Source organism: Paenibacillus sp. FSL H7-0943, from assembly GCF_037963265.1.
In the GTDB taxonomy this organism is placed as follows: Bacteria; Bacillota; Bacilli; order Paenibacillales; family Paenibacillaceae; genus Paenibacillus_AQ; species Paenibacillus_AQ odorifer.
In genome coordinates this window covers 1,411,166-1,434,894 of the sequence record NZ_CP150148.1, presented here as the reverse complement: position 1 = coordinate 1,434,894, position 23,729 = coordinate 1,411,166, and the positions used below count along the sequence as shown (strand labels likewise).

Below are 23,729 nucleotides of genomic sequence, written 5' to 3'. Positions count from 1 at the left end.
TCTAGTTCGCCTTTCTTCTCATCAGCAAGTAGATAAACAGACCACTACCGATGACGCCTACCGTGAGACTGATTGATATTTCATATGGATAGATAATGAGCCTGCCCAGAATATCGCAGAACAGGAGGAACACCGCTCCGAGAATGGCTGTATGCGCCAGACTTTTTTTGAGGTTATCCCCTATGTACAACGTTACAATGTTAGGTACTACCAGACCCAGAAATGGAATCGTACCTACGGTTAAAATGACAACAGAAGAGATTAACGCTACAATTACCAATCCCACGTTGACAACCGCTTTGTAATTCATGCCAAGATTAACGGAGAAATCCTCGCCCATACCGGCTACCGTAAATTTATTAGCGAAGAGATACGCCAGGATGACAAGTGGAATGCTGATATAAATCAATTCGTATTGGCCTTTGATAATCGTTGAGAAATCTCCAAGCATCCAAGACGAGATATTCTGAATCAAATCATTTTTATACGCAAAAAAAGTGGTAATCGAGCCTACAATGTTGCCGAACATGAGTCCGACCAGCGGGATAAAAATACTATCCTTGAACTTGATCCGATCCAAGATTCTCATAAAAATAAAGGTGCCCAATAGTGCAAAAACAAAAGCAACCAGCAATTTCTGCATTGGCGTTGCGCCTGTGAATAACATGAGGGATACGAGAATACCAAATTTCGCGGAATCCATCGTCCCTGCCGTAGTCGGGGAGACGAATTTATTGCGTGACAGCTGTTGCATAATTAATCCGGCAATACTCATGCTGACTCCAGCGATAATCAATGCGGCTAACCGGGGAATCCGGCTTACCAGCAAGGTCTGTGCTTGAGATTCCGTAAGATGAAAGAGATCTAATGGGGATATATCTTTAACGCCTATAAACAAAGATATAAATGAAAATACTATTAGAAGTAGGGACAAATATTTTAGTTTCATGAGTTGTTCCTTATCTGTTTAATAGTTTACACATGCGATTTTATGATAATGATTTTCATTCGCAATGTTTTAAATTATACCTAAGCCCACTTTGAGGGTCAACCCTTTCATATACTTAAATTTAAAATAATTAAGACTTAGGCTTATCTGCTTAAGTTACATAAAAAAAGACACCCTAACGGGTGCCTCTTTAATCTCTGCCATATTTTTAGCGCTAAGCTATAGGATTTATTTATATTTCTTCCAATCCTGATTACTGTTCTCCAGCAGATGTGCAAAATCATTATCCAACCGCTTCTGCTCAGCCTTGCGCTGATCTTCCACTGCCTTACGGGCAGCTTCTTTACGGTCATTTTCCTCCGCTTTCAACGCATCAGATTGCGCCTTCAGCTTTCCTAGAACATCACTGCTTAGCAGATCTTTTAACGTAGCAGGGCCATCATTCGTAGCGGCTCTTGGTGTGGTAGGCATTTTCTTTTTTTTAGCCACTGTCCATCATCCTTTCTAGTACTGAATTAAATTGGAATTTGTTTAAGTTATTGGTCTTTTCGTTTATAATGTTTACTAAGAGGTGAGCCCTATGAAGTCCAATGATTTATGTCCCCGGCTACAAAAAAGTATGGATATTATCGGCAGGCGTTGGACTGGTTTAATTATCTACCAGCTCCTTCAAGGACCCCAACGTTTCAATGTAATTGAAGCGGCATTGCCCATCAGTGGAAGACTGCTCTCCGAACGGCTCAAAGAGCTGGAACAGGAAGGGATCGTTCTTCGAGAAGTGTTCCCAGAGACCCCCGTGCGGATCCAATATTCTTTGACGGATAAAGGTCTTGCCCTGGAATCAGTCATCCGAGACTTACAGAGTTGGTCCAAAGAATGGGTCGATTGTGACACCGATAATCTAAATTCAACTCTCAAAATGTAAGCGTTTTATATGAGGCATTAGATTTTAAGGCCGACAATGACTAAATCACGCTCTATACCGTCAAGTTCAGCCACACCAGGCAGCATTCCCCACTCTTCAAAACCAAACTTTTTCAACAAACCAAGGCTTGGATCATTATGTCCAAACACAAAGCCGACTAGATTCTTAATTCCGAGACTAGGGGCTTTCTCAATGGCCTCTGTCAGAAGAATTCTGCCCGCACCACCACCACGGAACTTTTCATTCACGTATACACTGATTTCTGCTGTTGCATTATACGCTGGACGACCATAGAAGGATTGAAAACTGAACCATGCAGCAATTTCATCTCCTTGCTTCAGTACCCATAAGGGACGGTGATGGCTATTATGCTCAAGAAACCATTTCTCCCGGTCTGCAACAGTAACGGGTTCCAGATCTGCAGTTACCACCCTCCCAGCAATCGTTGAGTTATAAATATCTACAATAGCTGCTAAGTCTGCAGATGTTGCATCTTCAATTCTGCTGTTCTCCCAATTCATCCCTTAATTCCTCCAAATGTGTTAATTAACTCAGGCCGACCTGCTCCTGGCTCCATTGCCACAGCCGTTCGGCCTCTATTGTATTCTGCGCTCTGGGAGACAGTTGTTTAATCTTTCTTCGATAATAATATTGACCGGTTACCTCTCCAAGATCGGGATCTGTAGCCAAATAAATCGCTGTATCGGCACCTTGTTCAGGTGTTAAGAAAAAGTATGAGAGTAACTTAAGTACCGACTTGCCAAAACCAGTCTCCCGGTTTACACCTATATTCGTCCCCACTGCTCCTGGATGCAGGCAATTCACCGTCACCCTTGTTCCGTGAAGACGCGAAGCCAGCTCCCGCGTGAACAGAATATTGGCTAGCTTGGATCGGGCATAGGCTTTTGCAGGATTAAAACGGCGAGCGAGGGTTGGATCTTCATAATGGAGCGCACCTATCTTGTAAGCACCGGAGGCAACCACAATGATACGGCCTTGCTCTGCTGCCTGCAACGACTTAAGTAACAAATTGGTAAGTAGAAAATGCCCCAAATGATTTACGCCAAGATCCATCTCAAAGCCGTCCTTCGTAAGCTGACGCTTAATCGTGACTACCCCGGCGTTATTGATAAGTATGTCTAGCATCGGATATTTCATAGTGAATTCCTCAGCAAAGCTGCGAATGCTCTCAAGTGAAGCCAGATCACACAACATGAGCTCGATATCCTCGGAGTGGCTCTTTTGTTTGGCGGCAGCAAGTGCTTCTTCTCCCCGCTGGCGATTACGACAAACCATAATAACTTTAGCTCCCTTGCGAGCCAGTTCAACTGTTGTGGCCAGCCCCATACCGGAATTCGCTCCGGTAACAAGTGCGATTGTTCCTCTCATTGCAAGAATCACTCCTCTCTCAACAACCGTACCCGAATAAGCTTCAGCCTAACCTTAGGAGAAGTATATTTAAAGATATGTTACACCAACTAGTAGGGTTAAGAAAAGCTTCATGTCATGATTAGCCAACGATAGTTATAGTTCGTCAGGTGCGTCTGGTCTATTTTTGATCTATAATAGGAATATTGCAGTTCTAATCGTGAAGTTGAAAGGGGAACACCAACTATGAATAATGCTCTGACAAGCCTAGAGCAGCAAATGGCGGGCGAAGGTCTGGATGCCCTGCTCGTAACAGATCCCAAGCATGTCTACTACTTAACCGGCTTCGCCAGCGATCCGCATGAACGTTTTCTCGGTCTGCTGCTGATACGCGGAGAAGAGCCTATGCTCATTCTGCCTGCATTGGATGCAGAAGCAGCTCAAGCAGCCTCTTCGGTCACCAAAATCCTAACTCACACTGACACTGATAATCCCTATAACCTGCTAAAAGATTGTTTCGGCAGCAGTAAGCTAGGTACTCTCGGCATAGAAAAAGAACATTTCTCAGTAGCCCGTTTTGAGCACCTAACCGCTGCTGTTCCAGCTGAAAGGTTTAGTGATATTGGTCCATTGCTGCGCAGCATGCGCTCCAAAAAGACCCCGGATGAAGTTAAGCGCATGAAACATGCCGCTGAGCTAGTTGAGGAAGCCTTGCGCCGCGTTCTTACCCACGTAAAAACAGGCGTTACAGAAAACGATCTAGTAGCGGAGCTAGAATATCTAATGAAAAAGGTTGGCGCTTCCGGCCCTTCCTTCGACACTATGGTGCTTTCTGGTCCGAAAACTGCCCTGCCTCACGGTGTTCCGGGCAACCGGGTCATTCAACCCGGCGACTTCCTGATGTTTGATATCGGGGTGTATGCCGATGGTTATGCTTCTGATATTACACGTACCTTTGCTATTGAATCCGTAGACGACAAGCTAGTCACTATCTATAACACTGTGCTGGCTGCCAACGAAGCTGGGATCGCTGCCTCCAATCCTGGAGCACCTTTCGGCTCAGTCGACAAAGCTGCACGTGATGTAATTGAAGAAGCTGGATTCGGAGAATATTTCTTACACCGTGTCGGACACGGACTGGGCATGGATGTTCATGAATATCCATCACTTCACGGACAGAACGACGACATTATCGAAATCGGCAATGTGTTCACCGTTGAGCCGGGAATTTATGTGCCTGGACTAGCGGGTGTACGTATCGAAGATGATCTGATTATTACAGCTGAAGGTGCAGAGACCTTAACAAGCTTCCCTAAGGAACTGACTATTCTTCATTTGTAGAAAAGAATTACAAGCCATAGCCAAAAACACAGAGCAGCGATTCCTCCAATAATGAGAGAATCGCCGCTCTGTGTTTTTTTAAATTCAAACCTGTGTTCCCCACATCCCGCGAACCAACTTAGCCTCTTTCACCATCCTGCCGATCAGCTCCGCGACTGTAGGAATATCTTGGATCATTCCTGTCACTTGACCTGCCCAGCCGATGCCCTCTTCTTTGATATCATCATAGATCCAGCGCTTGTTGGCTGCACCACTGATATACTCTTTTAATGCTTCATAGGTCGGTGTCACGCGCTCGATTTCAAGAATTTGATCAATGTAGTCACTACGTAACACTCGTGCGGGTGCTCCAATAGAACGTTTGATTACAACCGTATCCGACTCTGAGCTTTCTACTAAAGCTTTTTTATAAGAAGCGGCCGCATGAACACATTCCACTGTAGCAACGAAACGAGTGCCCATTTCGATTCCTTCAGCCCCAAGTGCATGAGCAGCCATCCATCCACGGCCATCTCCGATCCCTCCGGAAGCAATCACAGGAATATTAACCGCATCAACCACTTGCGGAACGAGCACCATGGTTCCAACATCGTCACGCCCTAAATGGCCCCCTCCCTCATGCCCAACAACAATAACCGCAGAAGCCCCTAATTGTTCAGCTTTTTGGGCTTGTCTGCGTGAGGAGACGAGCACAAGTGTTTTAATATCGGTGGGCTGTAACATTTCCAGTATAGGGGCTGGATTCCCTCCAGTGAGGCTCACCACGGGAACCTGCTCTTCGATGGCGACCTGCACCCGGTCTTCATAACCAATCCCATGCATGCCGATAGCAAAATTAACACCAAATGGTTTGTCCGTTAGTGTTCGTACCCGACGTATTTCTGCACGTAAGGCCTCCGCATCCGGAAGACTCATTGCCGTGACCTGACCCAGTCCACCGATATTTGAAACCGCAGCCGCAAGGTCTGCATAACCTAAATAAGCAAGTCCTCCTTGAATAATAGGATATTCTATGTGTAATAACTCCGTAATACGGGTATTCCATTTCATCTTCATCTACACCTTTCCTATCTTTAAGCAAAGTAGAATCACGGCAATTAAAAGGGCAGCTCCCCCTGCCAGATAATCTATTTGCTGAAATTGCAGTCTTTTAAAAGAAGTCCTTCCTTTACCATTCCCATAAGCACGCGCATCAATTGCATAGCTCAGCTGTTCAGCACGTTGAATCGTTGTGAAGAGCAGAGGAATAATGATCGGAATGTACGCATATATCCGTTTAGGCAGTGATAATACTGTGAGATCATAACCTCTAGCCTTTTGTGCGAGAAGGATACGATCAAGCTCCTCCTTGATGGTAGGGATAAAACGGATCGCAATCACTATCATTAAAGAGAACTGCTCTACGGGTACCCCCAATTTGGACAGAGGGGCAAGCAGCTTCTCCAGACCATAAGCTAAGTCTAGCGGTTTAGTAGTTAATGTCAGAATTGAGGCTAACAAGATGAGCAATATAATCCGCCATACAAAACGTAATCCTATCCGCAATCCCTCTTCAGTCACCTCGATAAAAAACCATGACCAGAGAATCGTCCCCTTGGTGAACACAGCATTGTAAACAAAAGTAAATAATAAAATAAATAATACCGGCCGTAGCCCTCGCCAAAAAAAATGCACAGGAACTTTAGACAGTAGTAACAATCCCAATACAAAAAAGGTTGCAACAACATAACTAAGCCCCGTACCAAGCATCATAAAGCTAAGCATGAGCATCACGATACTTACAAGCTTTGTACGAGGATCTAAACGATGAACAATCGAATGCGTCTCCACATATTGACCGACTAATACGGAATCAGCCATGCCCTTGCCCCCTCGAATGCCAAATCGGCAAAATCGCTTCGAAGATATCCTGCTCTTTACAGCTGGCAACTTCAATCTTCTGACCAGATAATTCCTCCACTAGCTTCAAGAGCTGTACGGGTTCAGGCAAGGATAGTCCAAGTTCCAGCAGTAATTCTTCCTTTTCCAGAAACAATGTTCTGGTATCATGATGCCCTTTTAACTGACCTTCATGAAAAACCATGACCTCATCTGAGAATTCGGCAACATCACCCATCTGATGCGAAACGAAGAGGATGGTGCGATTGTCTTGTTGCTGCCATTCCTTTAGTAGCCTCAGCAAAGACACTTGGCTAGCTGGATCGAGACCCGCTGTCGGTTCATCCAATATCAGCAGCTTCGGATTTGTCATCAGCACGGAGGCAATGGCCACACGGCGCTTTTCTCCACCGCTTAATTGGAATGGATTTAACGGGAGAATCCCCTCTGGCAAACCCACTTGCGGCAAGATCATTTCAATCGCCTCTGTAATTTGCTGACGTGAAGCACCCTGCTGATTCAGAGCAAAAGCAAGCTCCTTATGCACCGTTGTTTCGAATAGCTGATGCTCCGGATATTGAAAAACGAAACCCAACTCGGGGACAACCTTTAAGCGTCCTTTAGCATCTCTGCTGGCAGGCTGCTGGTTAATCCAATAATCTCCTTTTGCGGTGGGAATCAAGCCCTTCAGCACTTTGACAAAGGTAGACTTTCCTGCGCCTGTTGGACCGATAATAGAAATCCATTTGCCTTCAGGAATAGTGCAGTTTATATTGCGCAAAGCCACATGATCGGCATAGTTCACACTTAGATTTTTTAATTGGTAGACCATTGTGATCGAATTATCCCCTTCCAATCGGCTGTTAGCGGTGCTGCTGAATGGAGCAATGTATGTACACGCACTGCGAAGGGCAGTTGTAATTGATAGTCCGCAACAGGCATGGTTTCAAAAAAAGTCAGTGGATCGCCATCAAACTCAAGTCGTCCTTGGTGCAGGAGCAATACGCGTTCTGCTGCAAACACTTCCTCCATATGGTGGGTGATATGAATAAGCGTCAGGCCTTGACGATGCAGCTCTTGCATGATGGAAAGAACCTGCTGTCTTCCCTGGGGATCAAGCATTGAGGTAGCCTCGTCAAAAATAATGACTTGCGGGCGCATCGCCAATATAGCTGCGATAGCGACACGTTGCTTTTGGCCTCCAGATAGCTGATGTGGCATAGCTTCCAGATAATCCTCCATATGAACGGCCTGTAAGGCATGATCCAATCGGCTGCGCATTTCCTCCCTCGGCACACGGATATTCTCCAAACCAAAAAGCACCTCATCCATAACGGTTGTGGTGATAAATTGATCCTCTGGATTCTGAAAAACAAAACCGATTTGCTGATGAATCTCCGCAAGATCCGTTGGTTTTGCTGTGTCCAAGCTCTTAAATTGTACAGTCCCTTTTCGCGGCAGCAGCAGTCCGTCCATGAGCTTTGCAATAGTGGATTTGCCAGAACCATTCGCCCCGACTATCGCCACAAACTCCCCTGCGTCTATCGTAAAGCTAATATCCTCCAGAAGAGGTTGTCCTTTTTTATAATAAAAACAAACTTGATCGAAGGTAAGCATTTATTCAGTCCCCTTTTGACGGTGCCAAGCAGCAAAAAATGCCTCAATGCTACTCTCGGAAAATGCAGGTGCAGGCTTCTCCCATTTTGTCACTTTTGATCCATTCACAGCAAAGATTTCACCGGTTAAATCCGCGTCGGACTCCCTCAACAATGCAGTCACGAAGGAAGCAATAGCCTCAGCGTCACCTATTCTCCAAAAATCAGGCAAAGGTTCATTACGACTGGCATGTTTCTCCTTCAAATGGTCAATTATAGGTCTGGTCATATCCGTTAATGCCGCTGGAGAAATCGCATTGACCCTAATCTGGTCACGTTTCAGCTCTGCTGCGAGCGTCCACATCATGCCCAGTATTCCAGCCTTGGCTGCACTATAATTCACCTGACCTACGGAACCTGCTAGTCCAGCAGCAGAGGTCATCAACAGGATATCCCCACCTGTTTCACGCATATGTGGTAATACTCGTTGAATGCAATAATAAGTGCCATTTAAATGCACATCCAGAACATTCTTCCACTGTTCATCCGTCATACGTTGACATTTCTGATCCTGCACAATTCCCGCGTTAGCTATCAATACCTCGATACGACCGTATCGGGCAATGACCTCATCTACCATGGCAGTGACTGCGACGGAATCGGCTACATTAGCAGCGTACCCTAGCGCCTCTCCGCCTGCCTGGCGGATCTCGCGCACAACCTCATCAATTAAGACTTGTTTCGTACCATTTACAACCACTATATAACCTGACTTGCCAAGCTGCATGGCGATACTACGTCCGATCCCTCTTGTTGCTCCAGTAATTAAGGCCACTTTATTCATCGCTACACCTCTTTCACTGCAAAAGCTCCCGCAGCAATAACATCGCCAGCTTCTGTTGTAAGGATCACTTTCACAAAGCAATCGTCCGCTGCAAAATCAAAAATCACGACACTATCGACCTCTATTGGCTTATGAAATTTCATATCATATTGAGTGATCCACTGTGTAGGGTGCTCAGCAATATACAAAGATTGGGCTAATCCCATAAGATACATCCCATGTGCGATGGGTCGCTCCAAACCAGCCTTGGCTGCGGCCTCTGCATCTAGATGTATAGGCTCCAAATCTTGGGAAGCAGCTGCATATTGCCGGATAGCCTCAGCTGTTATGCACTTTTTCATCATGATCATCACCTACCCGAATTAACACCGTTTCTGCGGTGACTATTAGCTTACCCTCACACCTACAAACCAGCGTATGTGTGTAAAAAGTCAGTTTACCCTGTCTGCCTTCTTTTTGCACCTCGCCCGTTAACGCTAATTCACAATCCAAAATCATCCCCGCCGTAATCGGAGCTTGATATGAAAATTTCTGAGTGCCGTGAAGCAAGGGTTCACCGATGATTAACCAAGGAATATCGAAGTCTTGCCAGAAAATAATAGGCATCGTCGCAGGAGCGATCAGCTTTCCATTTATCGTCTGCAAGGGTGCTTCAATACTCTGTGCGTAGTCCGAAATCCATTCAGCAGTCATATGGATCTGATGTCGGACACTGTTCATTCTATAACCTCCACGAGTGTTGCCAGACCTATCCCGCCGCCGATTCCCAGAGTAGCAAGCCCTCGTTGGTAAGGGGCATGTTGCATTTCAGCACATAAGCGAGTCATTAAAATAGCCCCGGAAGCTCCGTATGGATGGCCTATTGCTAATGCCCCCCCGCCAAGATTGACCTTTTCCTGTGGAATTTGAAGCTCGTTCAGTGATGCCAATACTTGTGAAGCAAAAGCTTCGTTAAACTCTACGATATCTAAATCGGCAACGGTAAGCTTTTGGCGTTTTAACACCTTTTGCACAGCTGGTACAGGCCCCATACCCAAATAATTCGGATCTACACCCGCAGCTTGCGCATCCACGACCCGCAAAATAGGGGTAAGCTTAAGCTGCTGGCATTTCTCACGAGACATCATTAATAGAAGCGCTGCGCCATCATTAATAGGACAGGCATTTCCAGCAGTGACGGTACCCTTTTCTTCAAAAATTGGCGGCAGCTTTTGCAGCTTGTCCAGACTCGTATTTGCCCGAGGACATTCGTCGGTGCTCACCCACTGCCCCTCTACCTGAAGAGGTACTATCTCCTGCTGAAACCGGTCACTTTGCTGAGCATGAACCGCCTTTTGATGGCTTTTTAAGGCATATTGATCCTGCTCTTCTCGAGAAATCCCGTATTTCCTAGCTACATTCTCTGCAGCAATTCCCATATCCGGATCACCGTAAGAGCTAGGCGTAAAATGTGCACGGGTATACAGCTGTGGAACCCCCATTAACGTCTGTGGTTTAGCCATTTTCCATGGAGCACGGCTCGTACTTTCGACACCACCTGCTAAATAAATCTCACCAGCGCCGCTTTGAATCAGTCTTGCTGCTATATTAATTGCCTCTAGCCCAGATCCGCACTGACGATCCACGGTGACACCCGGAACCGAAACAGGCAGCCCCGCTTCAAGCGCAGCTACCCGGGCAATATTACCTCCTGGGCCCACAACATTCCCAATAATGACATCATCAATCAGTTCTTTAGGCAAGTTCGTTTCGGCTACAATATGCTGAATAAGCGGCGCCAGTAATGCCTCCGGCTCAAGTGTACTTAATAAGCCACCCATTCTGCCAACCGGTGTACGTTTTGCCATGACAATTACTGCTTCTATCATATCATCGCTCTTTTCACATAGTCTTTCATCGCTTGCCGGGCAATTTTCCCGCTACTTGTATAGATAAATTCATCCACGGTTAGCAGCTGCTTCGGCGCTTTGTAGCTCGCTAAATACTGGCGGCAATAATTCTTAATTTCTTCGACAGATAAATGCTGTTCTCCGCTCCACTTCACGAGGGCTATCAGCTGTTCTCCCCAGTAATCGTCAGGCACGCCAAGCACCATCACTTCATCTATTTCCGGAAGAAACTCCAGCACCCTCTCTATTTCTTCCGGATAAACGTTCAGCCCTCCGGATATGATTTTATTCTTCAAACGTCCCGCCATATATAAATAACCAGCTTCATCCTGATAAACATAGTCTTCTAAAACAAGCCATCCCTCTCTAAAAGCTGCTGCTGTCTCATTAGGCAATTGATGGTAGCCTAAAAATATCATATCACTACGCACATATAGCTGCCCAATCTCCCCAGGAGGGACTTCCCGGAACTGGTCATCACGAATGGAAATTTGCACCCCGGGATAAGGTTTGCCTACAGAGGTCGGATTATGCTCGGTCAGAACATCCAAATAACTAATATAGCTCGCTTCTGAAGAACCGTAGGATTCATAAAGCCGCGCTCCACCAAACACTTCCATGCCCCTTTTCTTGGACAACTCCGACCACTTTGCACCTGAGCTAATAATCGCATCAATCTGTATCTGCCCAGGTACAGCCTGCTGCATCATGGATTCGATCATTGTTGGTACGACGAACAGCACCACGCCCGCAATTTGCTGGCACAACTCTAACACCTGCGTGGCACTAAATTTTTGTGTGATATGAAAGGTTGCTCCACCATATAGACTCTGCATTACGGCGAATAAGGATAGGGAATGCACAAATGGACCTGGTGCCAAAACATCCTTCATAGCGTCCAATTCAAAAGCAATATTCGAGACCTCAAAGCTTTTTAACCATGATAAATGGGTACGCATATAACCTTTGGGCAATCCGGTTGTGCCTGAAGTAAAGCCAATAAATAATAATTCATTCGTCTCATCCAACTCAGCCTCCGGCTTCAGGGCAGCCAGCCACTGATCATAGGAACCTGTTCGTTCATTTGAGAAGGTCAGAGTTGGGATCGTTTGATCCTTGAAAACCAGATTCTTTGCGGCTTCCGGCTCGGCAAAAATCATTGTCGGCTGGCACTGCTCTATAATAACCTGCAGTTCATTAGCACTCCATTTGGGATCTAAGGGAATGGGAACACAGCCCGCATAAATCGCCCCCAAAAAAACCTCAACAAATTCAATACGATTCGTAGATAAAATCGCGATTTTGTCATGCCTCAGACCCTTTTGCTGTAAGCCATTCGCGATTCTCCGCATCGTTTTTACTAATGTGGCATAGGTATGACTTGCTTGGTCATGGGTTAAGGCAATGCTGTCGGGCTGCTGTGCTGCATGACGCAGTATAGGAATTACTAGATTCATCCTGATCACACCTGTTCGTAATTTCTGTGACTACCGATTATATACATTCTCTTCAATCGGACTGCCCCGCAAGTCCAGCCCAAACTAAAGGATATGTGATAAGCGCCATCGCAGGCGCTCCTGTTAAACTAACCCGCTAGAATTGTTACGATAGCTTATTTTAGCTTTATATTATTTTTATGTACACATCTTTCATGTAACGATTAAGTCCATCTTACAACGAAAAAACAGCCAGCACGCATCGATTATGATCGGTACGCGCTGGCTGTATTGTTGTTTAGTCCTTCTTTTGAACGGATGATGGTGAACCCTCTTCAGCAAAAGTAAAGGTTCGGGCGATATATAAGATAGGTGTGCTTACTGCGGTTAGTAAGAACTTCGCTAGATAAGTCGTAAGCAAAATTTCAAGCCATACATTCCAGTCATACAAGCCCGCAAACGCAATGGTACAGAAAATAAGTGTATCCACAAAGGAGCTAATCATCGTACTACCGTTGGAACGAATCCACAGCTGACTTGAGGTGCTGTAATATTTACGAATCCAAGAGTACAACCGAACATCTAGGAACTGACTAATGAAGTAAGCAGTAAGACTACCCAAAGCTAGTCGAGGCATCAGCCCAAAAATCGTCTCCAAAGAAGACTGAGCGATATCGGTCTCCTGCGGCTTAAATACTAATACCATCTGCATAATGACAGTAGTCATAAGCAAGGTGAAGAAACCAAACCAGACCGCTTTACGTGCTTCCGCTCTTCCGTACTTCTCATTAAGTAAATCGCTGGTCATATATAAAGTGACATACATCGTATTTCCGAGTGTCATCACAATATCAAATGGCATAGCAATCGTCTTAGCTACCTGAATGTTAGCAATTACAGTAGCAATACCTACCCAGGCATACATTCCACTTTTCCCGAACAAGCGGTAACAGAGTAGAAAAAAAGCAAAATTGACAATAACAAATAAAACTCCCCACAGCAAATTAAACATATTACTGAAATTCCTCCTAGTTTTGTTTACGCGGGATGGTTACGAACCGCGGCTTACAATATTAAATTTTCGGAACAAAACATTAATACTCTATCACAATAGCGCTTAACAATCCATAAAAATAATATTTTTATATGAAATTGGTAGTTCCATTTCTTTTTTTTCGCCAATTATCTAAAATAGTCAGCAATAATTCATTTTTTTCAGAAAAAAATGCTCTATAGGACAAAACTTTCACTATTCATCCAGAGGTTAATTCTATAGAATAGTATCAAACACCTTATTCCCGATCCATTTAGTAGAAATATGACATAACTATGGAATATATCTCGGGTCGCCAATTTCCAGCAGTTGGCATGGAGTATCTAGTGAAGACCAAAAAAGAAATGACCTCACCGTCCATAAAAAAAGGAGAGAACGATATGTTTCGTATCAAGCATTCGATCAGTCGCAAATTTACGCGTTTATTATTTGTTGTTCTGTTGCTCACGTCTCTTTTGTTAAGCACCAGCTTCTATTTTATCTCTATCAGTATCTTCAACAGCTATGTTATGCCGCAGATTAACAAAATCCTTACTGCCGCTGCTCAGGACGTATATAAGAATCTCAACGTAATGCACGCCCAGCAAACCCTAAATAAGAACGATCAGTCTGCCACCAATCTCGAGTTCTATTTTCAGGAAAAGAGGAAACAACATGGAGTGGAAACCATTTTTCTGGTCAATCTGAAAGGGAAAGAAGCTGAGATTCTATCCGCAGATCACGATGCAAAATTGCAACGGGCAGAAAGTGTCACCGTATCCTCTGCAATGCAACAAGCCTCTAAAGGAAAAACTGGACTAAGCGATACATATAGCGACGCACATGGTATACATAAAACAGCTTATATCGGTATTCCCGGAAGTACGATGGTTATCGGTGTAAGCAGTGACGTAAGCTTCATTCAAGAAAAAACAGACAGTATTCTATGGACAAGTGCCGGAATCACACTTCTGACGTTGATCATCGGCCTAACTGGTGCATGGTTCATGAGTGTGCGTATAACACGTCCAATCTCAAAACTGGCAGCTTATAGTGCCCGGCTCGCAGAGGGAGATTTCACCGAAGAATTATCAGTTAAAGGAAATGACGAAGTTGCACAGTTGTCCGTAAGCTTCCAAGCGATGACCCAACGCCTGAAAGAAATGATTGGACATGTACTGGTAACCTCTAATACTGTCGTTGCGGATTCCAACTCTTTAAAAGAACGTGTTGAGGTTCTCAATGATATGGCGGAACACTCCAGCTCATCGGTAATAGAAATCGGCAAAGGTAGTACGACTATCGCTAGCAGTGCATCAGATAACTCGAGAGCAATGGAAGAAATCAATTTAGGCATTCAAAGTATTGCCTCAGCAGCGAATGAAGTCACGGAGCAAATCAGTGAGGCTTCCGCTGAAGCAAGTGGCGGTAATGAAATTGCTCAAAGCGCTGTGCTGCAAATGCGCCAGGTTGAACGTGCTTCCCTACAGTCGCTGGATCAATTACAAATCATGAATGAGCGTTCAGTAATGATCGGAGAAGTCGTTCACAGTATTACTGAAATTACGAAACAGATCCAAATGCTGTCGCTGAATGCTTCAATTGAAGCTGCACGCGCAGGAGAGCATGGACGCGGCTTTGCTGTTGTTGCGGGAGAAGTACGCAAGCTGTCTGAACAATCCCGTAACGCAAACGAACAGATCCGTGACTTCCTACTTGGGCTTCAAGAAGATATGAGCCGCTCCGTTACCGAGATGAACCACGTGAATTCTGAGGTTGCCTCTGGAGTCGGCAAAGTAGCAGAAGCAGGTGATGCCTTTAATCACCTCCTGATTCTTATCCAAAGCATCAATCACAGCATCCAATCCGTATCTGCGGCTACACAGCAAATCTCAGCAAGTACAGAAGAAGTCAGTGCTTCCGTCGAAGAAACTGCACAAATTACATCAAGATCGCAAGAAAGTGCGGACACACTCGCTGCTAACTCAGAGCGGCAGCGCGTCGAACTGGAAGGCCATGCAGAAACCGTTAAACATCTGTATGAGCAAGCCAAGAAACTCCAAGAAGCTGTGCAGCAATTTAAGATTTAACGCTTGTAAATTAAAACCCCCGTTCACACGAAAGTGTTGAACGGGGGTTTTTAGTTTGCGATGGCTCGCTTAGACTTGGGGGCATACGCTAGGCTTGCGCGAAGCTCTCGCTTAGAATCGGCGCGTCATGTGCTGCTGGCTTGCGCGATACTCTCGTTTAGACTCGGCACGCCATTTGCTGCTGGCTTGCGCGATACTCTCGTTTAGACTCGGCGCGTCATTTGGCGTTGGCTTGCGCGATACTCTCGCTTAGACTCGGCGCGTCATTTACTGCTGGCTTGCGCGATACTCTCGCTTAGACTCGGCGCGTCATTTGCTGCTGGCTTGCGCGATACTCTCGCTTAGACTCGGCGCGTCATTTGCTGCTGGCTTGCGGACTCAGATGCCGCTATTACTCGAAAAACTGCCATTTGGAGACTTTTTCGGACTCGAGAGACGCTATTGCCTCATAATCAACCCAGACTCAGCCTATTTCGCTCAAATAGCGCCTCTGGTGTCCGAAAACGCTCCAAATTAACCCTTTTATCGCAAATAAGATCTCCTGAGTCCGGAGCCAAGTTACCTACAGCAAATTACTCAAAGTTCCTCCGTGGCGCTACCAACAGCAAATTACTCAAAGTTCCTCCGTGGCACTACCAACAGCAAATTACTCAAAGTTCCTCCGTGGATGCTACCTACTGCAAATTACTCAAAGTTCATCCGTCGATGCTACCTACAGCAAATTACTCAAAGTTCATCCGTCGATGCTACCTACAGCAATAGACTCGGCTACATGCGCTAGCTTGCGCGAAGCTCTCACTTAGACTCAGCACGCCATTTGCTGCTGGCTTGCGGACTCAGATGCCGCTATTACTCGAAAAACTGCCATTTGGAGGCTTTTTCGGACTCGAGAGACGCTATTGCCTCATAATCAACCCAGACTCAGCCTATTTTGTTCAAATAGCGCCTCTGATGTCCGAAAACGCTCCAAATTAACCCTTTTATCGCAAATAAGGTCTCCTGAGTCCGGAGCCAAGTTACTCACTTAGTAAAAACTAGGTTACTCAGCTTTTTTCAGCTTTTATGACTAAGCAAACCTCACTCAACCTAGTGCCGCGGTGCCCAGAGGATAACCGATACACCGATCACACAAATAACAGCTCCGACCCAGTCGTATACGTCTGGTGTCTTCTTGTCTACAAGCCATCCCCATAAGACCGCGAGTACGATAAACACCCCGCCGTAAGCCGCATACACTCTACCGAAGGAAGGGAATTTCTGCAACGTAGGGATAATCCCATACGCTATCAGAATCAAAGACCCCACTAAACCGTACCAAAGTGGCCGTGATTCTCTCAACCATAACCATACTAAATATCCGCCACCGATCTCAGCAAGCCCAGCAATTATAAACAGCAGAATGGCAAATAACATGTCATCCCTCTTCCCTATCTATCTCATAAAAACGCAAAGGTTGCTCACAACAAATTGTACTCAAGGTTCACCCGTAGAGCTCCTACAACAAACCACTCAAGGTTCCCCCGTGGAGCTCACATTAAATTGTGCTGGAGCAGCAATAACACTAGCAGCAGCACAACCTCCAGCAGCTCGTTCAGCGCGCCGTACACATCGCCGGTGAGCCCGCCGAGCCGGCTGCTGATCCGCCGTGCAGCCGCGGTGCCGCAGGCCAAGGCCGCGACCGGCAGCAGCAGAGCTGCCGCCAGATGCAGCGGCCACGCGGCTAAGCCAGCGCCGAGCGCCAGTGGCGCAGCGGCGGCGGCCAGCGAGAGCAGCGCGGCGACTGCCAGCGCGCGCCGCTCATGCGAGGAAGCTAGGCCGGCGAAGTTCGCGGCCAGCCCCTCGTCTCCACGGGCAATGGGATAACGCACCATTGCCCGTACCATATACCAGCGGCTCCAGACCGCTGGTACCAAGAGCAGCGGCAGCTCGTAGTAGGCGAGGCCTTCGATTAGAGCTGCCAACAAAGATGCTTTAAACAGCAGGAGCAGCACGCAGGCGAGTACGCCCATCGCACCCACACGGCTGTCCTTCATAATCTCCAGGGCTCGCTCCCGTGGCCGATAGCTGAGCAGACCATCCGCGCTGTCCATCCAGCCATCAAGATGCAACCCGCCAGTGAGGCCTACCCACAGAATCAGAGTGAGCACAGCTGCTGGCCAAGCAGGTAAAAGCAATCCCGTCAGGGCTGCTCCAGCAGCTACACACAGCCCAATTGCTGCGCCTACCATGGGATAGAAGATTACACTCCGGCGCAGCAGTTCAGGAGAGAATCCCGGATCACCTTTTACAGGAAATCGGGATAAGAACTGAAAGGCAGCTACGGCTGCATCCCTACGCTCCCTCATAAACGATACTCCCTGCTCTTCAGCTCAATTGGAATTCCAACAGTTACTAGAAAGACCTGTTCGCATTGCCGAGCGATCAGGGCGTTCATTCGTCCCGCCAGATCACGATACAATCGGCCAAGCGCATACTCCGGAACAATCCCGTCGCCAACCTCATTAGTGACCAGAATAAGCGTCCCTTGAAAAGAACGCACACTGTCTTCAAGCCTTGTTATTTCACTCTCAACAAGCTCTTGTCTATTTTCAAAACCTTCCACAGCCAATAATGCATTGGATAACCATAAGGTTAAACAATCTACGAGCACCGCTTTTTCACCCGATAATCGCTTTAGCAGATCTGGTAAATCATACGGTTCCTCAAGCGTCTCCCAAGCGTAACCACTTTCCATTCGTTGATGCTGATGCAGAGCAATCCGTTCCTTCATTTCGTCGTCAAAAGCCTGTCCGGTTGCTACATAGAAGGCCTGATCTGCCAGTGACTGTATCAGTTTTTCTGCAAAACCACTTTTCCCGCTACGTGCGCCTCCCGTTACAAGAATGCTCATCGTTGACCAGCTCCAGAGATGCCTGCACTTTCAAAGGTTGCCATTTCGCTCAAAATGCGGCAGATCGCCTCGATTAAATGAAGGCATAATACTCCCCCTGTTCCCTCACCCAATCGCAGACCGAGGTTAAGCAGCGGTTCAAGCCCAAGCTGCTCCAGCATTAACTTGTGTCCCCGTTCTCCTGATACATGAGACGCTATCATATAAGCGATGGATTCAGGTGCAAGGGCTTTTGCCACAAGCGCTGCCGCCCCCGAAATAAAACCATCCAAAATGATAGGTGTCCGATTAGCAGCGGCACCAAGAATCAGTCCCGCCAAGCCAGCGATTTCCAGTCCGCCAACTTTAGATAACACATCCAACGGATCTGCTGAATTCGGCTGATTTACCTTTAAGGCGCGTTCCACCACTGCAATTTTATGTAGTAAACGTTCATCATCAATTCCCGTTCCTCGTCCCACAGCTACTTCAGGGGCTATTCCTTTGAGAACACATAGAATGGCAGCACTAGCCGTAGTATTCCCAATGCCCATTTCGCCTGTTATAAAAATCTCCGTGCCGTTCTTAACCGCTTCCTGCGCAACTCTTATCCCAACAAGAAGAGCATTCATGGCATCCTCACGACTCATCGCAGGTCCCACAGCCATATTATCCGTTCCCCGGCGCACTTTACGATCAATCAGATCGACATGACTAAGATCGCCGTTTATGCCGACATCAACAAACTGTACCTCTGCCCCAGCTTGACGTGCCAATACATTCACAGCCGCTCCACCGCTGAGAAAGTTATGGGCCATCTGTAGCGTGACTTCCTGTGGAAATGCGCTAACCCCTTCGCAGCACACCCCATGATCAGCAGCCATCACAACAACTGTTCGTTTGGTGAAACTAGGCTGCTCCGTACCCGAAATTCCAGCGAGCTTAACGGCCAGAGGTTCCAATTGTCCCAAACTGCCCGGAGGTTTGGTCAGAATGTTCAGCCGATGCTCCGCCTTGAGGATGGACTGATCATCAGCCGGAGTGATTTGTTTAATTACGTCTTGAATATCTGAAAGCATATAATTACGACCTCCTATTAAATGTATCCGTATAACCTATTCTATCTCATATTCGCAGAAAAGCCCCCATCTATGATAGAGGGGGACTTCTAGAATTACAACTTCACTTTCATAAAATCTTCGATTCTCTCCAGCGCCTCCGTCAATTTTTGTAAGGAAGCGGCATAGGAGCAGCGAATATAACCCTCTCCGCCTGCTCCAAACACATGACCCGGAACCGCAGCGACACCGACCTCCCTGAGCAGCTGCAAAGCGAAGTCTTCTGATTTCATTCCGGTGTGAGCGATGGAAGGAAAGGCATAAAATGCACCCGCAGGTTCATGGCAAGGTAGTCCTATGGATCGAAATCCACTAACCAGCAGCTTTCTCCGCTCATCGAAGCATTGCTTCATATGTTCCTTATGCTGCATTCCATTGCGCAATGATTCAATCGCAGCAATTTGACCGAGCACTGGGGCACACATCGCAGTGTATTGATGGATTTTTAGCATCGCAGCAATTAATTCTCGATCGCCACAAGCATAACCCACTCTCCAGCCAGTCATTGCAAAAGCTTTGGAGAAGCCGCTAATCACAATCGTCCTTTCCAGCATCCCGGGAAGAGAGGCGATGCTGACATGCTGACTGTCATACGTAAGCTCGGCATAAATTTCATCTGAAATGACCAGTAGGTTATTCTCTTTTACAATCTGTGCAATAGGCAGCCAATCTTCATAAGTCATTACTGCACCTGTAGGATTAGTCGGAAAATTCACCATAAGAAGCTTGGAACGCGGAGTAATCACCTTCCGTAACGCTTCAGCAGTAAGCTTAAACCCCTGCTCGGCCGATGATTCTACCTCCACCGTAACCCCCCCGTTCAAATGGGTAATCGGCGAATATGCGATATAGCTCGGAGAAGGGACGATAATCTCATCCCCAGGTGTAATGAAAGCTCGTAATGCCAAATCCACAGCCTCGCTGCTTCCCACCGTAACCATAATCTCATCGTTTGGCTCATAGCGAAGCTTGAAACTTGTGTGCAGATAAGAAGCGATCTCCTCTCTAAGCTCCAGTAAACCGGAATTTGGCGTATACATCGTTTCCCCATTATTCAAGGCACGAATACAGGCAGCTCTTACATGCTCCGGTGTAACGAAATCCGGTTCCCCTACACCCAGCGATATAATATCCTGATTCCCCGCACTTAGGTCAAAAAAAGCCCGAATCCCCGAGGGTGCAATCTCCCGCACACGTGGAGCAATCCATTCATTATGCATGGCTGTACACCTCTTCTTTTGCACTCTTTTCCGTTAGGGAAAGGGAGATGATTTCGTCCAGCAGTCCGCTGAAGGTGTAGCCTGCCGCTTGCGCGCTTTTGGGTAAAAGACTGGCCTTCGTCATGCCTGGTAACGTATTCACCTCCAGCACATAAGGAATCCCCTCTTTAAGCAGCATATCAACCCGTGCATACACGCTACATTTTAGTGCTTTGTAACAGCTCAAGGCAGCCTCGCGTACCCGCTCATGCACCTCAGCAGGCAATTCAATGACCCGTTCATCTGCTCCGCCTTCTTCATACTTAGCACTGTAATCGAACCACTCGGCATTTGCTGAGGTTATTCCCAGAATAGGCAGCAGCTCTCCGTTTAGAATAGAACAGGTGATTTCTTGGCCTTGAATGTAGCTTTCAATCAAAATCGACTGATCACAGGCAAAAGCCTTCTGCACTGCGCACAACAGCTCCTCGCTGCTGCTCACTTTTTCCATTCCGATACTCGAGCCGCCTGAACATGGCTTCACCATAACAGGATATCCGAGCCGTTCCACCGCTTCAGCCGAATAATCCTTCATGCTGTCCCAGCATAGCCAATCTGCTGTATTGACGCCTGCGCAGCGCATAAGCTTTTTGGAGAGATCTTTATCCATGCAAATGCTGCTAGACAAAACCCCGCTGCCCGTATACGGAATCCCCATCGTCTCCAGCGTTCCCTGAACCGTACCATCCTCGCCGTAAGCTCCATGAAGTGCAAGCAGTGCGACATCGATCCCTTTTGCCTGCTCAATAAGCTCCTCACGCTTGGTGATCACAATTGGAATAATTTCATATTTATTGGGGTCTAGATTCTTCAATATTTCTCTACCGCTATTCATGGATACCTCATACTCTGAGGATACCCCGCCCATAATTACGCCTACCTTCATCTTCATCTCAAGCACCTCTTTATCCCATTAGTTGTCGAGCTGTTCTGCCAATAATCTCGATCCCCTTGCGGATATCCTCATCCGTCACTCTGGAGAAACCGATCCGTATCGTATTTTGACCCTTACCGTCTGTGAAGAATATATCTCCTGCTGTAAAAATAACCCCTTGCTCATGACAGGCCGCCAACAGCGTCCTTGTATTAAAGCCCTCCGCGAAGGTTACAAAAAGATGCAGGCCACCGTCCCCTGACAGCGCCGTATAAGGAATACAATCCTTGCAGCATTGCAGGGTTAATTCATACTTTCGTTTGTATTCCGCTCTGGCTTTTTTCAAATACTTTTCTAAATGACCACCCAATAAATACTGATACAAAATGGATTGATCCAGCGTCGAGGTATGAATGGTACGGGCGCGCTTGACGCTTTCGAGGGAATTGATCAACTCCTGATCCGCCAGCACCCAACCTACACGTAGTCCCGGAAATAATACCTTGGAGAAGCTGCCGAGATAAATCACGCTGTTGCCGCTGCCTGCTGCTGCGATAAGTGGAGCCACATGTGAGCCCGAATATCGTAATTCCTCGTTAAAACCATCCTCAATCACCGGGACTTGGTAGCGATTCATCAGCTTCATTAGCCGCTGTCTTTTCTCTGGAGACATTACAATTCCGGTCGGATTATGATAAGAAGGGACGAAGTATGCACAGTCAAAAGCTTGCTGTTGCAATGCTTTCTCCAGCTCCGCCAAATCAATCCCATCACGCTCCATCGAAATCCCGGTGATCTCAAAACCGTTCAGCTTCAAATTTTTGATCGCTGTATGATGCGTCGGATTCTCACAAATGACCGAACCATTTTTTTTACTCAGAGCAGACAATACAATATCGAACCCTTCAGTAAAGCCATTGGTGATCAATATATCCTTGCCTTTCATTTCAACGCCCTTGTGCTCCATATACTGCTTCAAATAGTCTATTAAAGGCTTATACCCTTTGGCATAGCCGTAATTTAGCAGAACGTTGCCTTCTACCGACATCCGATCCATAAAGGACCGCTTCACATTATCCAGATCAAAAAGACTCTCATCAGGCGCTATGCTGGTGAAGGAGATCGTCCCCTTCTCCGCTCGAATCCCGCGCTTCATGATATCCAGTTCCTCTGCCAGCACCGCGTGATCATTGAGACGTGACTTCCAGTCCATCGTCCAGGAAGAGATCGTTTCACTGCCAGGCGGCGTAGCAGCAACATAACTTCCTTGCCCTTGCACAGCATAAGCAAAGCCATCATCCTCAAGCCCTGCATAAGCAGAGATTACGGAGTTGCGGCTAACCTTAAGCAATGTGCTGAGCTCTCGTGTGGAGGGCAGCTTTTGATTGCCTTGCAGACCGCCTTTTATGATTAAGTGCTTCATATAGTCTTTAATTTGTATATACACCGGCCGTCCGGCTATGAGCTTAAAATCCTTAAACATCTCTCAATCGCCCCCATGACTATCATGGCACAATCACTCGCTTAAAAAAAGAACCACAGCCATGGGATTTTAATCCGGCTGTGGTTCTATAGGAGGACAAATGCCAAAAAAATCAAGTTACAGATCTATGCTCAATCACAAGCTCCCCTTCTCCAGAAGGGATCTCAAAACCATTTAAAAACCGGGTTAATATGTCCTCAGTAATCGGAAATGCGGCATTGGCGTCAAAACGTTCACTCCGGATAAGCAGTCTCTGACGCAATTCATCCGGCTGAACCTTTAAGTGAATCAGTTCCCACACGCCACCATAACTCTCAATGAGCTGCTTGTAATCGTTCCGTCTCTGACGTTGCCAGAAGCTGAAATCGATAACAACATGATGTTTTGCCTGAAGCAGATGCACCAGCTCCCCCCGCAGCTTTATCTCCGACTCTTCTTTATAAGACTCATAATTGTCCTCTGGATAATCCACCCCGAAACGGCCGTGCGTGGCCCAAATATCTTCATCTATCGAAAGTCTGGCGAATCCCTCTTTCTCCAGCTTTTTAGCAAAGGTTGTTTTACCCGACCCCGCTACACCGCACATCATCACTACGCTGGAAGCAACACTCGTACTCTTTTGCTGAAGCAATTTTTCAATAACCAACTTTTCGGTCAGCATTATAAATGCATCTCCCTTCCAATTGATGGTATACTCATCGTTACAAAATACTTTCTCAAGGGATTGTGATAAGGATATGGTGAAATCAGTCCAGCAGACCTCCTAAAATGAAAAACG

General features: G+C 46.6%; 25 protein-coding genes and 1 riboswitch. Of the genes, 3 read left to right on the top strand and 22 right to left on the bottom strand.

The features are described from left to right. Position 1: 1 nt before the first annotated feature. Together NSQ55_RS06310 and NSQ55_RS06305 are read right to left on the bottom strand one after the other, a co-directional pair. Entirely contained in the window at positions 2-949 is a 948-nt protein-coding gene (locus NSQ55_RS06310; RefSeq protein ID WP_036681839.1) for an ABC transporter permease, read from the bottom strand. A 228-nt stretch (positions 950-1,177) separates the two neighbouring features. Beyond that, on the bottom strand, positions 1,178-1,438 hold the full coding sequence (locus tag NSQ55_RS06305; RefSeq protein ID WP_036681837.1) for a YqkE family protein: 261 nt from the start codon (positions 1,436-1,438) through the stop codon (positions 1,178-1,180). Between the two features lie 91 nt (positions 1,439-1,529). Here NSQ55_RS06305 and NSQ55_RS06300 point away from each other — a divergent pair, with 91 nt between their 5' ends. Further along, positions 1,530-1,874 carry a helix-turn-helix domain-containing protein gene (locus tag NSQ55_RS06300; RefSeq protein ID WP_076128100.1) on the top strand — a complete coding sequence of 115 codons (345 nt, stop codon included), beginning with the start codon at positions 1,530-1,532 and terminating at the stop codon, positions 1,872-1,874. A 17-nt stretch (positions 1,875-1,891) separates the two neighbouring features. Here NSQ55_RS06300 and NSQ55_RS06295 read toward each other — a convergent pair whose 3' ends face one another. Together NSQ55_RS06295 and NSQ55_RS06290 are read right to left on the bottom strand one after the other, a co-directional pair. Further along, positions 1,892-2,395 carry a GNAT family N-acetyltransferase gene (locus NSQ55_RS06295; protein ID WP_076142169.1) on the bottom strand — a complete coding sequence of 168 codons (504 nt, stop codon included), beginning with the start codon at positions 2,393-2,395 and terminating at the stop codon, positions 1,892-1,894. A gap of 25 nt (positions 2,396-2,420) precedes the next feature. Then, positions 2,421-3,263 carry an SDR family oxidoreductase gene (locus tag NSQ55_RS06290; protein WP_076185723.1) on the bottom strand — a complete coding sequence of 281 codons (843 nt, stop codon included), beginning with the start codon at positions 3,261-3,263 and terminating at the stop codon, positions 2,421-2,423. Between the two features lie 225 nt (positions 3,264-3,488). Between NSQ55_RS06290 and NSQ55_RS06285 the strand changes: the two genes are divergently transcribed. After that, positions 3,489-4,583 (top strand): Xaa-Pro peptidase family protein, encoded by a 1,095-nt coding sequence (locus NSQ55_RS06285; RefSeq protein WP_076128106.1) that lies wholly within the window; start codon positions 3,489-3,491, stop codon positions 4,581-4,583. An 84-nt stretch (positions 4,584-4,667) separates the two neighbouring features. Here the strand turns inward: NSQ55_RS06285 and NSQ55_RS06280 are convergent, their stop codons facing one another. The 10 genes from NSQ55_RS06280 to NSQ55_RS06235 form a co-directional block, all read right to left on the bottom strand. Further along, entirely contained in the window at positions 4,668-5,633 is a 966-nt protein-coding gene (locus tag NSQ55_RS06280; RefSeq protein WP_076142180.1) for a nitronate monooxygenase family protein, read from the bottom strand. A 6-nt stretch (positions 5,634-5,639) separates the two neighbouring features. Beyond that, entirely contained in the window at positions 5,640-6,443 is an 804-nt protein-coding gene (locus tag NSQ55_RS06275; protein WP_339172038.1) for an energy-coupling factor transporter transmembrane component T, read from the bottom strand. Then, positions 6,436-7,293 (bottom strand): ATP-binding cassette domain-containing protein, encoded by an 858-nt coding sequence (locus NSQ55_RS06270; RefSeq protein WP_339172036.1) that lies wholly within the window; start codon positions 7,291-7,293, stop codon positions 6,436-6,438. The genes NSQ55_RS06275 and NSQ55_RS06270 overlap by 8 nt, the downstream gene beginning before the upstream one ends. Continuing rightward, complete coding sequence (locus NSQ55_RS06265) at positions 7,278-8,078, bottom strand: energy-coupling factor transporter ATPase (RefSeq protein WP_076128113.1); 801 nt, start codon at positions 8,076-8,078, stop codon at positions 7,278-7,280. The genes NSQ55_RS06270 and NSQ55_RS06265 overlap by 16 nt, the downstream gene beginning before the upstream one ends. Beyond that, positions 8,079-8,900 (bottom strand): SDR family NAD(P)-dependent oxidoreductase, encoded by an 822-nt coding sequence (locus NSQ55_RS06260; RefSeq protein ID WP_339172033.1) that lies wholly within the window; start codon positions 8,898-8,900, stop codon positions 8,079-8,081. 2 nt (positions 8,901-8,902) lie between these two features. Further along, positions 8,903-9,244, bottom strand: a complete 342-nt coding sequence (locus NSQ55_RS06255; RefSeq protein WP_339172030.1) for a MaoC family dehydratase — start codon at positions 9,242-9,244, stop codon at positions 8,903-8,905. Continuing rightward, positions 9,219-9,620, bottom strand: coding sequence for a MaoC family dehydratase N-terminal domain-containing protein (locus NSQ55_RS06250; protein WP_339172027.1), 402 nt, complete (start codon positions 9,618-9,620; stop codon positions 9,219-9,221). The genes NSQ55_RS06255 and NSQ55_RS06250 overlap by 26 nt, the downstream gene beginning before the upstream one ends. Further along, entirely contained in the window at positions 9,617-10,768 is a 1,152-nt protein-coding gene (locus tag NSQ55_RS06245) for a thiolase family protein (protein ID WP_339172025.1), read from the bottom strand. Before NSQ55_RS06245 ends, NSQ55_RS06250 begins: the two co-directional genes overlap by 4 nt. Further along, positions 10,765-12,246, bottom strand: a complete 1,482-nt coding sequence (locus NSQ55_RS06240) for an AMP-binding protein (RefSeq protein WP_339172022.1) — start codon at positions 12,244-12,246, stop codon at positions 10,765-10,767. The genes NSQ55_RS06245 and NSQ55_RS06240 overlap by 4 nt, the downstream gene beginning before the upstream one ends. Positions 12,247-12,523: 277 nt before the next feature. Then, entirely contained in the window at positions 12,524-13,237 is a 714-nt protein-coding gene (locus NSQ55_RS06235) for a queuosine precursor transporter (protein ID WP_076128125.1), read from the bottom strand. Positions 13,238-13,247: 10 nt separating this feature from the next. Then, positions 13,248-13,293, bottom strand: a riboswitch (PreQ1 riboswitch). Positions 13,294-13,659: 366 nt separating this feature from the next. Here NSQ55_RS06235 and NSQ55_RS06230 point away from each other — a divergent pair. Then, positions 13,660-15,348 (top strand): methyl-accepting chemotaxis protein, encoded by a 1,689-nt coding sequence (locus NSQ55_RS06230; protein ID WP_076185737.1) that lies wholly within the window; start codon positions 13,660-13,662, stop codon positions 15,346-15,348. Between the two features lie 1,086 nt (positions 15,349-16,434). Here NSQ55_RS06230 and NSQ55_RS06225 read toward each other — a convergent pair. The 8 genes from NSQ55_RS06225 to NSQ55_RS06190 form a co-directional block, all read right to left on the bottom strand. Next, positions 16,435-16,761: a YnfA family protein gene (locus tag NSQ55_RS06225; protein WP_076128128.1), complete on the bottom strand. Its 327-nt coding sequence runs from the start codon at positions 16,759-16,761 to the stop codon at positions 16,435-16,437. Between the two features lie 116 nt (positions 16,762-16,877). Then, the gene (gene cobS, locus NSQ55_RS06220) at positions 16,878-17,693 is read right to left on the bottom strand and encodes an adenosylcobinamide-GDP ribazoletransferase (RefSeq protein ID WP_339172016.1); all 816 of its coding nucleotides are present in this window, start codon (positions 17,691-17,693) and stop codon (positions 16,878-16,880) included. Continuing rightward, positions 17,690-18,238 carry a bifunctional adenosylcobinamide kinase/adenosylcobinamide-phosphate guanylyltransferase gene (gene cobU, locus NSQ55_RS06215; RefSeq protein ID WP_076137512.1) on the bottom strand — a complete coding sequence of 183 codons (549 nt, stop codon included), beginning with the start codon at positions 18,236-18,238 and terminating at the stop codon, positions 17,690-17,692. The genes cobS and cobU overlap by 4 nt, the downstream gene beginning before the upstream one ends. Continuing rightward, positions 18,235-19,296 carry a nicotinate-nucleotide--dimethylbenzimidazole phosphoribosyltransferase gene (cobT, locus tag NSQ55_RS06210; RefSeq protein ID WP_339172012.1) on the bottom strand — a complete coding sequence of 354 codons (1,062 nt, stop codon included), beginning with the start codon at positions 19,294-19,296 and terminating at the stop codon, positions 18,235-18,237. The genes cobU and cobT overlap by 4 nt, the downstream gene beginning before the upstream one ends. A gap of 95 nt (positions 19,297-19,391) precedes the next feature. Further along, positions 19,392-20,555 carry an aminotransferase class I/II-fold pyridoxal phosphate-dependent enzyme gene (locus NSQ55_RS06205; RefSeq protein WP_076128136.1) on the bottom strand — a complete coding sequence of 388 codons (1,164 nt, stop codon included), beginning with the start codon at positions 20,553-20,555 and terminating at the stop codon, positions 19,392-19,394. Next, complete coding sequence (locus NSQ55_RS06200; protein WP_076280087.1) at positions 20,548-21,480, bottom strand: D-alanine--D-alanine ligase; 933 nt, start codon at positions 21,478-21,480, stop codon at positions 20,548-20,550. Before NSQ55_RS06200 ends, NSQ55_RS06205 begins: the two co-directional genes overlap by 8 nt. 19 nt (positions 21,481-21,499) lie before the next feature. Further along, the gene (locus NSQ55_RS06195) at positions 21,500-22,951 is read right to left on the bottom strand and encodes a PLP-dependent aminotransferase family protein (protein WP_076277713.1); all 1,452 of its coding nucleotides are present in this window, start codon (positions 22,949-22,951) and stop codon (positions 21,500-21,502) included. A 112-nt stretch (positions 22,952-23,063) separates the two neighbouring features. Further along, a complete protein-coding gene (locus NSQ55_RS06190; protein ID WP_339172006.1) occupies positions 23,064-23,612 on the bottom strand; it encodes an ATP-binding protein in 549 nt (182 codons plus the stop codon). Positions 23,613-23,729: the final 117 nt, after the last annotated feature.

Bases quoted from the DNA above. Each gene is read 5' to 3' on its own strand.
- NSQ55_RS06190 (WP_339172006.1), bottom strand. From the start codon at position 23,612: ATGCTGACCGAAAAGTTGGTTATTGAAAAATTGCTTCAGCAAAAGAGT.
- NSQ55_RS06275 (WP_339172038.1), bottom strand. From the start codon at position 6,443: ATGGCTGATTCCGTATTAGTCGGTCAATATGTGGAGACGCATTCGATT.
- NSQ55_RS06260 (WP_339172033.1), bottom strand. From the start codon at position 8,900: ATGAATAAAGTGGCCTTAATTACTGGAGCAACAAGAGGGATCGGACGT.
- NSQ55_RS06290 (WP_076185723.1), bottom strand. From the start codon at position 3,263: ATGAGAGGAACAATCGCACTTGTTACCGGAGCGAATTCCGGTATGGGG.
- NSQ55_RS06265 (WP_076128113.1), bottom strand. From the start codon at position 8,078: ATGCTTACCTTCGATCAAGTTTGTTTTTATTATAAAAAAGGACAACCT.
- NSQ55_RS06230 (WP_076185737.1), top strand. From the start codon at position 13,660: ATGTTTCGTATCAAGCATTCGATCAGTCGCAAATTTACGCGTTTATTA.
- NSQ55_RS06235 (WP_076128125.1), bottom strand. From the start codon at position 13,237: ATGTTTAATTTGCTGTGGGGAGTTTTATTTGTTATTGTCAATTTTGCT.
- NSQ55_RS06205 (WP_076128136.1), bottom strand. From the start codon at position 20,555: ATGCATAATGAATGGATTGCTCCACGTGTGCGGGAGATTGCACCCTCG.
- NSQ55_RS06245 (WP_339172025.1), bottom strand. From the start codon at position 10,768: ATGATAGAAGCAGTAATTGTCATGGCAAAACGTACACCGGTTGGCAGA.
- cobS (WP_339172016.1), bottom strand. From the start codon at position 17,693: ATGAGGGAGCGTAGGGATGCAGCCGTAGCTGCCTTTCAGTTCTTATCC.
- NSQ55_RS06225 (WP_076128128.1), bottom strand. From the start codon at position 16,761: ATGTTATTTGCCATTCTGCTGTTTATAATTGCTGGGCTTGCTGAGATC.
- NSQ55_RS06285 (WP_076128106.1), top strand. From the start codon at position 3,489: ATGAATAATGCTCTGACAAGCCTAGAGCAGCAAATGGCGGGCGAAGGT.
- NSQ55_RS06300 (WP_076128100.1), top strand. From the start codon at position 1,530: ATGAAGTCCAATGATTTATGTCCCCGGCTACAAAAAAGTATGGATATT.
- NSQ55_RS06250 (WP_339172027.1), bottom strand. From the start codon at position 9,620: ATGAACAGTGTCCGACATCAGATCCATATGACTGCTGAATGGATTTCG.
- NSQ55_RS06255 (WP_339172030.1), bottom strand. From the start codon at position 9,244: ATGATGAAAAAGTGCATAACAGCTGAGGCTATCCGGCAATATGCAGCT.
- NSQ55_RS06310 (WP_036681839.1), bottom strand. From the start codon at position 949: ATGAAACTAAAATATTTGTCCCTACTTCTAATAGTATTTTCATTTATA.
- cobU (WP_076137512.1), bottom strand. From the start codon at position 18,238: ATGAGCATTCTTGTAACGGGAGGCGCACGTAGCGGGAAAAGTGGTTTT.
- NSQ55_RS06295 (WP_076142169.1), bottom strand. From the start codon at position 2,395: ATGAATTGGGAGAACAGCAGAATTGAAGATGCAACATCTGCAGACTTA.
- NSQ55_RS06270 (WP_339172036.1), bottom strand. From the start codon at position 7,293: ATGGTCTACCAATTAAAAAATCTAAGTGTGAACTATGCCGATCATGTG.
- NSQ55_RS06195 (WP_076277713.1), bottom strand. From the start codon at position 22,951: ATGTTTAAGGATTTTAAGCTCATAGCCGGACGGCCGGTGTATATACAA.
- NSQ55_RS06240 (WP_339172022.1), bottom strand. From the start codon at position 12,246: ATGAATCTAGTAATTCCTATACTGCGTCATGCAGCACAGCAGCCCGAC.
- NSQ55_RS06200 (WP_076280087.1), bottom strand. From the start codon at position 21,480: ATGAAGGTAGGCGTAATTATGGGCGGGGTATCCTCAGAGTATGAGGTA.
- NSQ55_RS06280 (WP_076142180.1), bottom strand. From the start codon at position 5,633: ATGAAATGGAATACCCGTATTACGGAGTTATTACACATAGAATATCCT.
- cobT (WP_339172012.1), bottom strand. From the start codon at position 19,296: ATGCTTTCAGATATTCAAGACGTAATTAAACAAATCACTCCGGCTGAT.